Origin of the sequence: Rhodococcus sp. As11, from assembly GCF_048957735.1 — a bacterium.
Taxonomy (GTDB): domain Bacteria; phylum Actinomycetota; class Actinomycetes; order Mycobacteriales; family Mycobacteriaceae; genus Rhodococcus; species Rhodococcus gordoniae.
In genome coordinates, this window is sequence record NZ_JARDJE010000010.1 from 112,037 (window position 1) to 125,383 (window position 13,347).

Below are 13,347 nucleotides of genomic sequence, written 5' to 3' on the forward strand. Positions count from 1 at the left end.
GTCAGGATCCCTTCGCAGGAACGATCTGCAGGTACACCATCGTCAGGATCAGGTTCGCGAAGAAGAGCAGCAGGAACGTGATGACGACGGTCTGATTCACGGCCTCCCCCACGCCTTTCGGCCCCGCACCGGGGTGCAGGCCCTTGTAGGACGCGACGACGCCGGCGATCAACCCGAAGATCGCGGCCTTGAGTTCGGCGACATAGAGGTCGGGTAGCTGTGCGAGGGCCGAGAAGGACGCGAGGTACGCGCCGGGCGTGCCTCCCTGCAGCACCACGTTGAAGAAGTAACCACCGGCGATGCCGATCACGGAGACGAGGCCGTTGAGCAGAAGCGCGACGAGAACCATCGCCAGTACTCGCGGGACGACGAGACGCTGGATGGGATTGATGCCCAGCACCTCCATGGCGTCGATCTCCTCGCGGATCGTCCGCGATCCGAGGTCGGCGGTGACCGCGGATCCGGCGGCGCCGGCGATCAGCAGGGCCGTCACGATCGGACTGCCCTGCTGGATGACCGCCAGGACACTCGCTGCGCCCGTGAACGATTCGGCGCCGAGCTGCTTGATCAGCGAACCGGTCTGCAACGACACGACAGCGCCGAACGGGATCGCGACGAGCGCGGTCGGAAGAATCGTCACGCTGGCGATGAACCACGCCTGCTCGATGAATTCCCGAAACTGGAACGGTCGGCGGAAAGTGTTCCGCACGACGTCGACGAACAGTTCGACGATGTTGCCGGCCTGGGTGAGTGCGCCGTGAACCGGCCGCACGAGCGAACTGCCCGCCCCCATCTGCTCTCCTACTTCTCCAGCCTGCGGCTGCACTACTTCTGTCGCCGTACCCCTGCTGATGAGGCTGTTGCTACCTCTGGACCTGCTGCTCGTACCCCTCTCCGGTGTAGGCGGGGATGACCTGGGTGTCGTCGTCGGCGTAGCCACGAGAGGTGTGTGGTGTGCCGTTGTGGTCGAGCGATTCGGCAATGGCCTGTTGGGCGGCCGGAGGCAGGGTGTGCAGGATCGAGCGCACCCGTTGCTGCCGACGCGCCACCGCCTGCCGCTCCGGCATCCCCGGAGTCGCCTGCATCTGCGGCACGATCCCCTCGATGTCGTCGACCCCACCGGCATGATGCCCGGCCTCCACGAGCGCCTGCTCGTGCGCCATCGTCGCCTCGTCCTTCTCCTCCGACATCCCGATCGGACCGATCATCGTGCCGTTGAGGAACTGCTTGACCACCGGCTCGTCCGAAGTGAGCAACACCTCACGCGGACCGAACATCACCAACTGCCGGCGGAACAACATCCCGATGTTGTCCGGCACCGTGCGCGCCAGATTGATGTTGTGCGACACGATCAGGATCGTCGCGTCGATCTCGGCGTTGATATCGATCAACGTCTGCGAGATGTAGGTGGTACGCACCGGATCGAGCCCCGAGTCCGGTTCGTCGACCAGGATGATCTCCGGATCGAGCACCAGCGCCCGCGCCAGCCCGGCGCGCTTGCGCATCCCCCCGGAGATCTCCCCGGGCAGCTTGTCCTCGGCGCCGAGCAGACCGACGAGCTCGAGCTTGCTCATCACGATCTGCCGGATCTCCGATTCGGTCTTCTTGGTGTGCTCGCGCAGCGGGAAGGCGACATTGTCGTAGAGATTCATCGACCCGAACAACGCACCGTCCTGGAACAGCACCCCGAACAGCTTGCGGATCTCGTAGAGCTCCTTGCTCGAGCACTGCAGGATGTCGGTGCCGTCGATGACGATCGATCCCTGCTCCGGACGCAGCAGACCGATCAGCGACTTGAGGAACACCGACTTACCGGTACCCGACGGGCCGAGCAGCGCGCTGACCTCACCGGCCGGCAGGGTCAACGTCACGTCCTGCCAGATGCGTTGCGAGCCGAAGGACTTGGTCAGTCCCTCGACGGAAACCTCGACTCCCACGATTACCTCCGCTATCCGATACCGTCGCCCCCTGTGTGGGCTGGGCCACTCTATCGCATGGATAGTGGTACCTGAGACAAGCGATCCTACTCATGAGTAAGGATCTCGTACAAGGGGTACACAAATCTCGCCTTACGCCGTGACCTGCAGGAACGCCGGGTGAAATACAGTTCGGATATACCGGACATATAGCTCGGAGTTCTTTTCCACGATATGCAGAAGGGCCGTTTCCGCGAAGCGAATTCGCGGAAACGGCCCTTGTGCGGAACCGTCCCGAGGAGCGCCGAACGCTCGACGGGGAAGTTCGGAAACCGTCCTACTTGACGGTGACCTTGGCGCCGGCCTCTTCGAGCTTGGCCTTGGCAGCGTCGGCAGCGTCCTTGGCGACCTTCTCGAGGATCGGCTTCGGAGCACCCTCGACGAGGTCCTTGGCTTCCTTCAGGCCCAGGCCGGAGACGATCTCGCGAACGACCTTGATGACCTGGATCTTCTTCTCGCCGGCACCCTCGAGGATGACGTCGAACTCGTCCTGCTCCTCAGCAGCCTCGGCAGCGGCAGCCGGAGCGCCGGCAGCGGCGACGGCGACCGGAGCAGCAGCGGTGACCTCGAAGGTCTCCTCGAATGCCTTCACGAACTCCGAGAGCTCGAGCAGGGTCAGTTCCTTGAACGCGTCGAGCAGCTCTTCGGTGGTGAGCTTCGCCATGGTGGCGGTCCTTCCTGATAAGTCCCATGTCGCTGATCCGCGACCCGATGGGATGGTGCGTACCGGAGCACGCGTGGATGTATCTTTCGCGGTGATGCAGATTCGCAGTGATGCGGATCAGCGTCAGGCGGCTTCTTCGCCCGCCTTCTTCTCCTGCAGAGCGGCCGCGAGGCGGGCCACCTGAGAAGCGGGGGCGTTGAACAGGCCTGCGGCCTTTGCCAAGTTGCCCTTCATCGCGCCGGCGAGCTTGGCCAACAGCACCTCGCGGGACTCGAGGTCCGCGATCTGGTTGACCTGCTCCACGGACAGCGCAGCGCCGTCCATGTAGCCGCCCTTGATGACGAGTGCCTTGTTGTCCTTCGCGAAGGTCTTGAGAGCCTTCGCAGCGTCCACCGGCTCGCCCTTGACGAACGCGATGGCGGTCGGACCGACGAACAGGTCGTCGAGACCCTCGACGCCCGCCTCAGCGGCGGCACGCTTGACCAGGGTGTTCTTGGCGACGGAGTAGGTGGCACCCTCTCCGAGAGCGCGACGCAGCTCGGTCAGACGTCCCACCGACAGACCACGGTATTCCGTGATCACGGCGGCCGTGGAGGTCTTGAACTGCTCGGTGATCTCCGCAACTGCGGAAACCTTCTCGGGCTTTGCCATACTTCGCCTCCTCTCAGTAACAGTCGTTTTCCCGGTGTCCCGACTGGGACGCCCCACCGGGGGACCGCAGTGGCCGGAAACGACGAACGCCCCGGCGCAGGGCACACGGGGCGTACAGGAGGAGGAACATCGATCGCGCGCGGAGCACGTTCGCGGTTCGCATCTTTCCTGACCTCGTCCTCCTGCGTGGGCCGCCGGACAACTCCGGACCTTCAACCGATCCGCACGCGGATTCGGTGACCAACGGTCTTGGGTAGAACATGATCGGGGTGAAGATCGGCACACGCCGAACTACCCGACCACTGTAACGGACGAGCTCCTTCGAATGCAAAACGGCCGGCACAGCGATGCTGTGCCGGCCGTTCCGGATGCAAGATCTGCTGCCTGCAGGGCGAATTACTCCGCGGTCTCGAGGAGGTTGCGGGTGCGCTGCGGATCCACCGGGATGCCCGGGCCGGTGGTCGTAGCGATCGTGACCTTCTTGATGTAGCGGCCCTTCGCGCTGGACGGCTTGGCGCGGAGCACCTCGTCCAGAGCAGCAGCGTAGTTCTCGACCAGCTTGGTCTCGTCGAACGAGGCCTTGCCGATCACGAAGTGCAGGTTGGCGTTCTTGTCGACGCGGAAGCTGATCTTGCCACCCTTGATGTCGGTGACGGCCTTTGCGACGTCCGGGGTGACCGTACCCGTCTTCGGGTTCGGCATCAGACCACGGGGACCGAGGACGCGGGCGATACGACCGACCTTCGCCATCTGATCGGGAGTCGCGATGGCGGCGTCGAAGTCCAGCCAGCCGCCCTGGATGCGCTCGATCAGATCCTCGGCGCCGACCACATCGGCACCGGCGGCCTCTGCCTCGGCAGCCTTCTCGCCCACCGCGAAGACGATGACGCGAGCGGTCTTACCCGTGCCGTGCGGCAGGTTGACCGTGCCGCGCACCATCTGGTCCGCCTTACGGGGATCCACACCGAGTCGCATGGCGACCTCGACGGTGGCGTCGTAGTTCTTCGAGGTGGTCTCCTTCGCGAGCTTGGCAGCTGCGAGGGGGCTGTACAGGTTGTCCGAGTCGATCTTCTCGGCCGCGGCGAGGTATGCCTTGCTGCGCTTTGCCATGTTCTTTCCTAACTTCTCACCGACAGGTGAATGGTTCGGGCGTGGTAGCGGGCCTGGCCGGCCCTCCCACGAGTACTACTTGGGGTGGGACTCAGCCCTCGACCGTGATGCCCATCGACCGAGCGGTGCCGGCGATGATCTTCGCGGCGGCCTCGATGTCGTTGGCGTTCAGGTCTTCCTGCTTGGTCTTGGCGATCTCGCGCACCTGATCCATGGTCACCTTGGCGACCTTGGTCTTGTGCGGCTCGCCGGAGCCCTTCTGCACGCCCGCAGCCTTGAGCAGCAGCTTGGCGGCCGGAGGCGTCTTCAGCTTGAAGTCGAACGAGCGGTCCTCGTAGACCGTGATCTCGACCGGCACGACGTTTCCGCGCTGCGACTCGGTCGCGGCGTTGTACGCCTTGCAGAACTCCATGATGTTGACGCCGTGCTGGCCCAGTGCGGGGCCGACCGGCGGAGCCGGGTTGGCCGCGCCGGCCTGGATCTGGAGCTTGATGAGCCCGGCGATCTTCTTCTTCTTGGGGGGCATCTCTATTCCTAGTTTCTTGCTCGGTGTGGTTCTTGCGTACTGCTACTGCAAGTCTGTGCGCGCCGGATGCCGGCGCCGTCGGGTCCTGGGGACCGTCAGATCTTCGACACCTGGTTGAACGACAACTCCACGGGAGTCTCACGGCCGAAGATCGACACCAGGACCTTGAGCTTCTGCTGCTCGGCGTTGACCTCGCTGATGGAGGCGGGCAGCGTGGCGAACGGACCGTCCATCACGGTGACGGACTCGCCGACCTCGAAGTCCACCTCGATGGCGGGCTTCGCAGCGGCGGCGGGAGCCTGCTCGCCTGCGGCCGGGGCGCCTGCCGCCGGCTTCTTCTTCGCCTGCTGCGGAAGGAGGAACTTCACGACCTCCTTGATCGTCAGCGGCGACGGACGCGAGGTGGCTCCGACGAAACCGGTGACGCCGGGCGTGTTCCGGACGGCACCCCACGACTCGTCGTTGAGTTCCATCCGCACCAGGATGTAACCGGGCAGGACCTTGCGGTTGACCTGCTTGCGCTGGCCGTTCTTGATCTCGGTGACCTCTTCGGTCGGCACCTCGACCTGGAAGATGTACTCGGTGAGGTCGAGGTTCTGCACGCGGGTCTCGAGATTGGTCTTGACCTTGTTCTCGTAGCCGGCGTAGGAGTGCACGACGTACCAGTCGCCGGGCTCGCGCCGCAGCTGCTTCTCGAGGGCCTCGGCCGGGTCGACCTCGTCCTCGGCGGCGTCGGCGCCATCCGTTGCGTCGGATACATCGGCATCGGACTCGGCAGCAGTGTCGGACTCGGAGACCTCGGTGTCCGCATCCGCCGACTCGGCCGTCACGTCGTCAACCAAGGCCTCGTCCGAAACGTGCTCCTCGGCCGAAGCCTCGTACGAGTCGTTCTCGGGGGTGCTCACCGGGCACTTTCCTCTCGTCGATCACATTTTTCGTCTCGCGCGCGGACAGGCGCTAACCGAACAACCAGCTGACGCCCTGCACGAACGCCAGATCCAATCCGAAGATGAACGCCGTCATGACGGTCACGAACGCAATGACCACGAGCGTGTAGGTGGTCAACTGCTTGCGATTGGGCCAGATCACCTTGCGGAGCTCGGCGACGACCTCACGGAAGAAGCGCGCGAGACGCTTGAAGATGTTCTCGGACTTCGCGGCGGGACGATCGCTCACGGCCGTGGCCGCACGCGACGTCTTGTTCGTGGACACCGCGCTCGTCGTGGACGCCGAGGAACCGGCTGCACCACGACGGGTGACCCGCTTACCGGTAGGCCGAGCGACCGCGGAGGAACCGTCGGGGGTTGCGCCGGTAGCCGTTCCAGCGTCGCCGGGAGTGTTCCCTGCGGTGCCGCTGTGGCGCTGACCGCGCTCCTCGCTCACATCGTTCCTCTCGGTCGCTGGCAGTCCGGGGGCAGGGGCGACAGGACTTGAACCTGCAACCTGCGGTTTTGGAGACCGCTGCTCTGCCAATTGAGCTACGCCCCTCTGGTCGGACATCCACACTCGTACGAAGCGAGTGTCCGGAACCGACCCATCTGCGACCACATGACACGCGCGCTACTCCGTCGGGCCGTGACGGCCTTCGAAGAGCAGCGCGCTGCTATGCGATCCCAGAAGCCTAAGTGTACTGCATTGCCCCGGGACAAACCCAATCCGCTCGGCCGTCAGGCCAAACGGACCGTTGCCGTGGCCCGCCCGAAGATCTTCCGACCGTCGGACTTCGCCACGATAGCGACCACTGCTGTCTTGCTCTCCTCGTCCACCGACTTGATCCTGCCGGTGAACTCGATCTCGGCGGCCTTGTCGGCCTCCACATACACCGGGCTGGTGAAACGAACGTTGTATTCGGTCACCGCGCCGGGGTCTCCCAGCCACTCCGTGACGAAGCCGGCCGCGATGCCCATCGAGAGCATGCCGTGCCCGACGACATCACGCAAGCCGGCCAGTTCGGCCACCTTGTCGCTCCAGTGGATCGGGTTGGGATCACCCGACACACCTGCATAGTTGACCAGATTTCCGCGCGTGAGTGTGACGACCTTCGACGGAAGCTCGTCCCCCACCGCGACATCCGCGAAGCTACGGAGTGTCACTGTGCATCACCACATCCTTGACCGCGTGTGCGATGTTGTCGTCGACCTCGCCACCGGATCGGGCCACGAGCGTCGTCCAGGACGTGAGCACGAGGTTGTCGTACTGGTCCGTGATCACGTTCTTCGTGGTGATGATGTCGCTGCCGGCCGCCTGACGGAAATCGTCGAGGTAGACGTCGCAGAAGAGCCGGTCACCGGCCTGGATCGGGCGGTGGTAGACCATCCGCTGATCGGTCTGCATGATCTGGCTCAGGTCGTATCCGGTGACGACCTCTTCGAACAGCTTCCGCTGCGCGATCATGCCGACGATGGACACGAAGGTCAGCGGGGCGATCACCCCGTCGTAACCCAGTCCGCGGGCAGCGTCGTCGTCGTGATGCGCCGGATGCGCATCGCGCACGGCCCGGGCGTACTCGCGGATCTTCTCGCGACCCACCTCGTAGTAGTCGTCCACCCGGTAGTGGTGCCCGACCATGGACTTGGCGTGCGCGGCGGCATCGAACGGGATCCCGGCCTGTTCGGTCGCGTCCACCGATTCCTGGTTCTCGAGTACGTTCGTCATACGCAAAACCTCCGCAATCCCGACGACGCCAACTGGCACGGTCGGTATTGCGGAGACCTTATGCGTCGACGTCGTTCCGACCGGCTACTTGGACTCGCGGTGCGACTGGTGCGTACCGCAGTTCGGGCAGAACTTCTTCAGTGCGAGCCGGTCGGGGTCGTTGCGACGGTTCTTCTTGGTGATGTAGTTGCGGTGCTTGCACACCTCGCAGGCCAAGGTGATCTTCGGCCGAACGTCAGTAGAGGAGGCCACGGGATGCCTTCTTTCGCGTCAATCCGATCAGTATCGATCAGGGTGGATCAATGAACTTTTGGTAGCGGTGACCGGACTTGAACCGGCGACGCAACGATTATGAGTCGTTTGCTCTACCAACTGAGCTACACCGCCTCGGTGCCGAGTGTCGCTACGAAGGCGGCACCTCAATCCAGCGAGCCCCCTGACGGAATCGAACCGTCGACCTTTTCCTTACCATGGAAACGCTCTGCCGACTGAGCTAAGGGGGCGTGGCCTCCGGAGCATCTCTGCTCGCTGCGGCCTCCAAAAGATTACACACACTCGGTCCCGGTGCAAAATCCGCAGGTAGAGACACATAAACGGGCACTGCTCGTCGGGCTGCGCCTGTCGAGTCCTTGCGTCGGTGTGCGCTCGCGCATGTGTACCCGCGTTCACCGCCGGCGGTGAACACCCGAAGGGTGGCCACCGAGGACGACGCGACGTCGAAGAGACCGGCATGCGAGACGACCCGGAAATGCAGAACGGCCCCGGTTCCGAAGAACCGGGGCCGTTCCGGTGGCAGGTGTAGGATTCGAACCTACGTAGGCGTAAGCCGACGGATTTACAGTCCGCTCCCATTGGCCGCTCGGGCAACCTGCCGGGTGCTATCGGGACCGCGTCCTCGATGCGTTTGGAAGAATACAACGCATACCCCCCCGAAACGCAAACCGAGTGGTCACAGCTCCGCGCGACCCGATAGCGTCGGGTGGACAGAACCCTTACAGATCGACCCGGAAGTGGAGTGAGACGTGGCTGATTCGTCGTTCGATGTGGTGAGCAAGGTCGACCGCCAGGAAGTGGACAATGCGCTGAACCAGGCGGCGAAGGAGATCGCCAACCGCTTCGATTTCCGGAACACCGGGGCGCACATCGAGTGGTCGGGCGACGAGGCGATCACGATCTCGGCCGAGACCGAGGACCGCGCGCTCGCGGCGCTGGAGGTCTTCAAGGAGAAGCTGATCCGTCGCGATCTGTCGCTGAAGTCGTTCGACGCCGGCGAGCCGGCGCAGTCCGGCAAGGTGTACAAGATCACCGGCACCCTGGTGCAGGGCATCAGTCAGGAGAACGCCAAGAAGATCTCCAAGCTGATCCGCGACGAGGGCCCGAAGGGCGTCAAGGCGCAGATCCAGGGCGAGGAGCTGCGCGTGACCAGCAAGAAGCGCGACGACCTGCAGGCCGTCATCGCTCTGCTCAAGAACGCCGACCTCGACATCGCCCTGCAGTTCGTCAACTACCGCTGACGCACTCCCGTCCTACGACTCCGCCCGCGACGATCGTCGCGGGCGGAGTCGTCCCGGTCGTGGAGTTCCCGGATCAGCGCATCCCCGCCATGCGTTCGAGACGCTCGATGCGATCGGCCATCGGCGGGTGGGTGGAGAACAACCGGCTCATCTTGTCGCCCGCCCGGAACGGCTCGGCGATCATCAGGTGCGACTGCGCCGCGAGTTTCGGTTCGGGCGGTAGCGGCGCGGCCTGCGTGCCGAGCGCGAGCTTCCGCAGCGCCGACGCGAGAGCCAGCGGATCACCCGTGAGCTCGGCGCCCGACTGGTCGGCCTGGTACTCGCGCGACCTCGACACGGCGAGTTTCACCACCGACGCCGCGATCGGGCCGAGCAGGGAAACCAGTAGCAGCGCCAGCGGATTCGCACCGCCCTCCCGGTTACCGAAGGCCGACGCGAAGAAAGCGAAGTTCGCCAGACCCGAGATGACGGCGGCCATCGCGCCGGCAACCGACGAGATGAGGATGTCGCGGTTGTAGACATGGGCGAGTTCGTGTCCGAGTACCGCGCGCAGTTCCCGCTCGTTCAGGATCTCGAGGATGCCCGTCGTGCAGCACACGGCGGCATTGCGAGGATTACGCCCCGTCGCGAACGCATTGGGAGCGTTGGTGGGACTGATGTACAGCCGCGGCATGGGCTGGTGCGCCGCGGTCGCCAACTCCCGCACGATCCGGTACATCGCCGGTGCCTGCACCTCGGTGACCGGCTGGGCGTGCATCGCCCGCAACGCGAGCTTGTCGCTGTTGAAGTACGCGTAGCCGTTCATGCCGACCGCGAGGACGATCGACATCAGCAGGACGGTCGAGTTCTGGAACAACGACCCGACGAACACGATCAGCGCGGACATTCCGACCAACAGACCGGCCGTCTTGAGACGGTTCGAGTATCCGTGCACGTCGCACCCCTTCCGCACCACGATTCCCCACTCGTTCGTCCAACGAACGAGCAGGCGGTGCGGTTCCCGCCCCGAAGGGGGCGGGAGTGCGCGACGGTCCGTCAGCCGACCCGGGCGACCGTGAAGTCCACGAGACGCCGCAGCGCCTCGTTCGCCGGGCCCTGAGGTAGGGCGTCGAGCTCGGCGTGAGCGCGGGCCGCGTAGGTCGCGAGGGTCGCTTTCGCCGCGTTCATGCCGGGCGAGCGGACGAGCAACTCGAGTGCTTCGGCGACCAGCGCTTCGTCCTCGATGGGACCGACGAGCAGTTCGCGGAGGCGATCCGCCTCGGGCCCGCTCTCCTGCAGCGCGTACAGCACCGGCAGGGTGTACACACCCTCGCGAAGATCGGTTCCCGGCGTCTTGCCCGACTCCGAGGTGTCCGACGCGATGTCGATGATGTCGTCGACGATCTGGAAGGCGGTGCCGACGGCGTCGCCGAGCCGTTCGAGACGCTCGACGTGTTCCGGAGCGGCTCCCGAGAACGTTCCCCCGAACCGCCCGCTGGCGGCGATCAGAGAACCGGTCTTCTCCCAGATCACCCGCAGGTAGTGCTCGATGGGGTCGTCGTTGGTACGCACGCCGATGGTCTCGCGCATCTGGCCGGTGACCAGCTCGGCGAAGGTCTCCGCGATGATCTGCACTGCCGACGGACCGAGAGTCGACACCAGCCGGGAGGCATGGGCGAACAGATAGTCGCCGGCGAGGATCGCGACGCTGTTACCCCAGCGCACGTTGGCGCTCGGTGCTCCACGTCTCATCGTCGCCTCGTCCATGACGTCGTCGTGGTACAGCGTCGCGAGGTGCACGAGTTCGACGACGGTCGCCGCCGTCACCACGGCGGGATCGGTCGGCTTCGGTCCGAGCTGTGCGGTGAGGATCGTGAACAGCGGCCGGAACCGCTTGCCGCCCGCCTTCGCCAGGTGCAGCGCGGCCTCCGTCAAGAAGTCCTCACCGTCGGACAATTCCTCGACCAGGAGTTTCTCGACGCTCGCGAGGCCGTCCCCGACAGTCGCGGCGAGGATCGGATCGCCGAGTTCCACACCGGCCACGACGGTGCTCGGCGTCGCGTCGGCCGAACCGGCGGTCCGAGCCGCCCCCTCAGTGCTCACGATGACGTACCCATCCTGTCTGTCGCCTCGACTTCACCGTAGTGAACCTAGCCGTTCGTTCCCCGATCCACCTCGTCGAGGCGGCAGATCGCGGCCTGAGAAGATGGAACGGTGGTGGCCGAACACTCCGCGCGAGATCCGCGGCAATCCCAGTCCTGCGTTCCCGACAGTACCGATGTTCTCGTCGTCGGTGCCGGTCCAGCCGGTTCCGCCGCTGCCGCATGGGCTGCCCGCGCCGGTCGAGACGTCCTGCTCGTCGATGCCGCGACCTTCCCTCGCGACAAGACCTGCGGCGACGGACTGACGCCGCGCGCCGTCGCCGAACTCGACGAACTCGGGCTGGGCGACTGGCTGCGCACCCGCGCCGTCAACCGCGGTCTGCGCCTCGAAGGCTTCGGTGGGCGCTTCGAACTCCCGTGGCCCGACTCGTCGTTCCCGACCGTGGGCAGTGCCGTGCCGCGCACCGAACTCGACGCGCGGATCCGGCAGGTCGCGCTCGACTCGGGAGCCCGCGCCGTGGACGGAACGAAAGCCGTCGACGCCGAACGCGACGGCGACCGGGTCTCGGCCGTGGTCTTCCGCACCGCCGACGGACCGCGGACCGTCGCGTGCCGCACCCTGATCGTGGCCGACGGGGTGCGTTCACCCCTCGGCAAGGTTCTCGGTCGCCGCTGGCACCGCGACACCACCTACGGCGTGGCCGCTCGCGCCTACGCCACCTCCCCGCGCAGCGACGATCCGTGGATCACCTCGCACCTCGAACTGCGCGACGACGCCGGGGCCGTCCAGCCGGGCTACGGCTGGGTGTTCCCGCTCGGCACCGGCGAGGTGAACCTGGGGGTGGGTACCCTCGCGACCGCCTCGCGACCGGCCAACGGATCGTTGCGCCCACTCATCGATCTGTACGCGCGGCAGCGCCGCGCCGAGTGGGAACTCGGCGAGGTGACACGGGTGGCGTCGGCGCTGCTTCCCATGGGCGGAGCGGTGTCGGGAGTCGCGGGCAGGAACTGGGCGCTGATCGGCGATGCCGCGGCGTGCGTCAACCCGCTCAACGGCGAGGGCATCGATTACGGACTCGAAGGCGGTCGGCTGGTCGCCGGACTGCTCGACGCCGACGACCTCACCGACCTGTGGCCGACGACGTTGCGCTCCCATTACGGTCGCGCGTTCTCGACCGCACGTCGCCTCGCGAGCCTGCTCACGATCCCGAAGTTCCTGCCGACGACGGGCCCTGTCGCGATGCGGTCGCGGGCGATGATGTCGGTCGCAGTGCGGGTGATGGGCAATCTCGTCACCGACGAGGACGCCGATCTCGTCGCCCGCGTGTGGCGCACGAGCGGTCACCTCTCGATGCGATGGGATCGGCAACCACTCTTCGCCTGAGCAGTGCACGGCAGCGCTACCGCACACCAGCGCTACCGCACTACAGCGGTACCGACGCGCGGCTACGTGCGCACCGCGCGGTGCAGCGCCGTGATGCCACCGGTGAGATTGCGCCACTTCACGTCGCTCCATCCCGCGGCCTCGATGCGCCGGGCGAGCTGTTCCTGATCGGGCCAGGCCCGGATCGATTCGGCGAGGTAGACGTAGGCGTCGGGATTGCTGCTGACCGCCCGCGCGACCCGCGGCAGCGTCCGCATCAGGTACTCCATGTACACCGTGCGCAGCGGTTCCCGCACGGGCGTGGAGAACTCGCACACCACCAGGCGCCCGCCCGGCTTGACCACGCGGGCGATCTCGCGCAGCCCCTCGTCCGGGTCGGCGACGTTGCGCAGTCCGAAGGAGATGGTCGCGGCGTCGAAGACCGCGTCGGCGAACGGCAGTCGCATCGCGTCGCCGGCGACCATCGGGACGTTGCGGAACTCGCCGGCGTGCAACATGCCCTTCGAGAAGTCGGTGGCGACGACCCACGCGCCGGAGCGTCCCAGTTCGACGGTGGACACCCCGGTGCCCGCGGCGAGGTCGAGTACGCGCTCGCCCGGCTTCAGATCGAGTGCCGCCCGGGTCGCGCGACGCCACCCGCGGTCCTGCCCGAACGACAGGACGGTGTTGGTCAGGTCGTAGCGTGCAGCCACCCCGTCGAACATGGACGCGACCTCACGCGGGTCCTTGTCGAGCGACGCGCGTGATCCCTGAGTTGTTGCCACGGCCGAAACGTTACCCGCTCCC

At 65.7% G+C, this 13,347-nt stretch carries 16 protein-coding genes and 4 tRNA genes; 2 read left to right on the forward strand and 18 right to left on the reverse strand.

Annotated elements, in window-relative coordinates; translation table 11 throughout:
* Position 1: 1 nt before the first annotated feature.
* The 15 genes from PV766_RS15050 to PV766_RS15120 all read right to left on the reverse strand — a co-directional run bounded on the left by PV766_RS15050 (position 2) and on the right by PV766_RS15120 (position 8,455).
* On the reverse strand, positions 2 to 793 hold the full coding sequence (locus PV766_RS15050; protein WP_006552286.1) for an MlaE family ABC transporter permease: 792 nt from the start codon (positions 791 to 793) through the stop codon (positions 2 to 4).
* Between the two features lie 70 nt (positions 794 to 863).
* The gene (locus PV766_RS15055) at positions 864 to 1,940 is read right to left on the reverse strand and encodes an ABC transporter ATP-binding protein (protein ID WP_129977362.1); all 1,077 of its coding nucleotides are present in this window, start codon (positions 1,938 to 1,940) and stop codon (positions 864 to 866) included.
* A gap of 313 nt (positions 1,941 to 2,253) precedes the next feature.
* Entirely contained in the window at positions 2,254 to 2,640 is a 387-nt protein-coding gene (gene rplL / locus PV766_RS15060) for a 50S ribosomal protein L7/L12 (RefSeq protein WP_016932673.1), read from the reverse strand.
* A 123-nt stretch (positions 2,641 to 2,763) separates the two neighbouring features.
* The gene (gene rplJ / locus PV766_RS15065; protein WP_016932672.1) at positions 2,764 to 3,291 is read right to left on the reverse strand and encodes a 50S ribosomal protein L10; all 528 of its coding nucleotides are present in this window, start codon (positions 3,289 to 3,291) and stop codon (positions 2,764 to 2,766) included.
* Positions 3,292 to 3,687: 396 nt separating this feature from the next.
* Complete coding sequence (gene rplA, locus PV766_RS15070; protein WP_016932671.1) at positions 3,688 to 4,401, reverse strand: 50S ribosomal protein L1; 714 nt, start codon at positions 4,399 to 4,401, stop codon at positions 3,688 to 3,690.
* A 91-nt stretch (positions 4,402 to 4,492) separates the two neighbouring features.
* Entirely contained in the window at positions 4,493 to 4,927 is a 435-nt protein-coding gene (gene rplK, locus PV766_RS15075) for a 50S ribosomal protein L11 (RefSeq protein ID WP_016932670.1), read from the reverse strand.
* Positions 4,928 to 5,022: 95 nt separating this feature from the next.
* Positions 5,023 to 5,832 carry a transcription termination/antitermination protein NusG gene (gene nusG / locus PV766_RS15080; RefSeq protein WP_421097310.1) on the reverse strand — a complete coding sequence of 270 codons (810 nt, stop codon included), beginning with the start codon at positions 5,830 to 5,832 and terminating at the stop codon, positions 5,023 to 5,025.
* Between the two features lie 52 nt (positions 5,833 to 5,884).
* The gene (gene secE, locus PV766_RS15085; protein ID WP_064062582.1) at positions 5,885 to 6,310 is read right to left on the reverse strand and encodes a preprotein translocase subunit SecE; all 426 of its coding nucleotides are present in this window, start codon (positions 6,308 to 6,310) and stop codon (positions 5,885 to 5,887) included.
* Positions 6,311 to 6,342: 32 nt separating this feature from the next.
* Positions 6,343 to 6,415: transfer RNA gene (locus PV766_RS15090), tRNA-Trp, on the reverse strand.
* Between the two features lie 179 nt (positions 6,416 to 6,594).
* Positions 6,595 to 7,020 (reverse strand): (3R)-hydroxyacyl-ACP dehydratase subunit HadB, encoded by a 426-nt coding sequence (hadB, locus tag PV766_RS15095; protein ID WP_016932668.1) that lies wholly within the window; start codon positions 7,018 to 7,020, stop codon positions 6,595 to 6,597.
* Complete coding sequence (gene hadA / locus PV766_RS15100) at positions 7,007 to 7,582, reverse strand: (3R)-hydroxyacyl-ACP dehydratase subunit HadA (protein WP_016932667.1); 576 nt, start codon at positions 7,580 to 7,582, stop codon at positions 7,007 to 7,009. Before hadA ends, hadB begins: the two co-directional genes overlap by 14 nt.
* An 84-nt stretch (positions 7,583 to 7,666) precedes the next feature.
* Positions 7,667 to 7,834: a 50S ribosomal protein L33 gene (gene rpmG / locus PV766_RS15105; RefSeq protein ID WP_016932666.1), complete on the reverse strand. Its 168-nt coding sequence runs from the start codon at positions 7,832 to 7,834 to the stop codon at positions 7,667 to 7,669.
* Positions 7,835 to 7,893: 59 nt separating this feature from the next.
* Positions 7,894 to 7,969 (reverse strand) — tRNA-Met (locus tag PV766_RS15110).
* Between the two features lie 43 nt (positions 7,970 to 8,012).
* A tRNA-Thr gene (locus PV766_RS15115) sits at positions 8,013 to 8,085 on the reverse strand.
* 287 nt (positions 8,086 to 8,372) lie between these two features.
* Positions 8,373 to 8,455, reverse strand: a tRNA-Tyr gene (locus tag PV766_RS15120).
* Positions 8,456 to 8,604: 149 nt separating this feature from the next.
* Here PV766_RS15120 and PV766_RS15125 point away from each other — a divergent pair.
* Positions 8,605 to 9,096: a YajQ family cyclic di-GMP-binding protein gene (locus tag PV766_RS15125; protein WP_064062583.1), complete on the forward strand. Its 492-nt coding sequence runs from the start codon at positions 8,605 to 8,607 to the stop codon at positions 9,094 to 9,096.
* A 73-nt stretch (positions 9,097 to 9,169) separates the two neighbouring features.
* Here the strand turns inward: PV766_RS15125 and htpX are convergent, their stop codons facing one another.
* Entirely contained in the window at positions 9,170 to 10,030 is an 861-nt protein-coding gene (gene htpX / locus PV766_RS15130; RefSeq protein WP_064062769.1) for a zinc metalloprotease HtpX, read from the reverse strand.
* Positions 10,031 to 10,131: 101 nt separating this feature from the next.
* The gene (locus PV766_RS15135; RefSeq protein WP_064062584.1) at positions 10,132 to 11,178 is read right to left on the reverse strand and encodes a polyprenyl synthetase family protein; all 1,047 of its coding nucleotides are present in this window, start codon (positions 11,176 to 11,178) and stop codon (positions 10,132 to 10,134) included.
* Between the two features lie 111 nt (positions 11,179 to 11,289).
* Between PV766_RS15135 and PV766_RS15140 the strand changes: the two genes are divergently transcribed.
* A complete protein-coding gene (locus PV766_RS15140; RefSeq protein WP_421097311.1) occupies positions 11,290 to 12,561 on the forward strand; it encodes a geranylgeranyl reductase family protein in 1,272 nt (423 codons plus the stop codon).
* Positions 12,562 to 12,623: 62 nt separating this feature from the next.
* On the opposite strand, the gene PV766_RS15145 is transcribed toward PV766_RS15140, so the two are convergent.
* Positions 12,624 to 13,325 (reverse strand): demethylmenaquinone methyltransferase, encoded by a 702-nt coding sequence (locus PV766_RS15145; protein WP_026002958.1) that lies wholly within the window; start codon positions 13,323 to 13,325, stop codon positions 12,624 to 12,626.
* Between the last annotated feature and the right edge of the window lie 22 nt (positions 13,326 to 13,347).

What these genes read in the sequence shown, in the direction of transcription:
- hadA (WP_016932667.1), bottom strand. Translation starts at nt 7,582, where the DNA reads ATGACGAACGTACTCGAGAACCAGGAATCGGTGGACGCGACCGAACAG.
- rplJ (WP_016932672.1), bottom strand. Translation starts at nt 3,291, where the DNA reads ATGGCAAAGCCCGAGAAGGTTTCCGCAGTTGCGGAGATCACCGAGCAG.
- rplK (WP_016932670.1), bottom strand. Translation starts at nt 4,927, where the DNA reads ATGCCCCCCAAGAAGAAGAAGATCGCCGGGCTCATCAAGCTCCAGATC.
- PV766_RS15050 (WP_006552286.1), bottom strand. Translation starts at nt 793, where the DNA reads ATGGGGGCGGGCAGTTCGCTCGTGCGGCCGGTTCACGGCGCACTCACC.
- rplL (WP_016932673.1), bottom strand. Translation starts at nt 2,640, where the DNA reads ATGGCGAAGCTCACCACCGAAGAGCTGCTCGACGCGTTCAAGGAACTG.
- rplA (WP_016932671.1), bottom strand. Translation starts at nt 4,401, where the DNA reads ATGGCAAAGCGCAGCAAGGCATACCTCGCCGCGGCCGAGAAGATCGAC.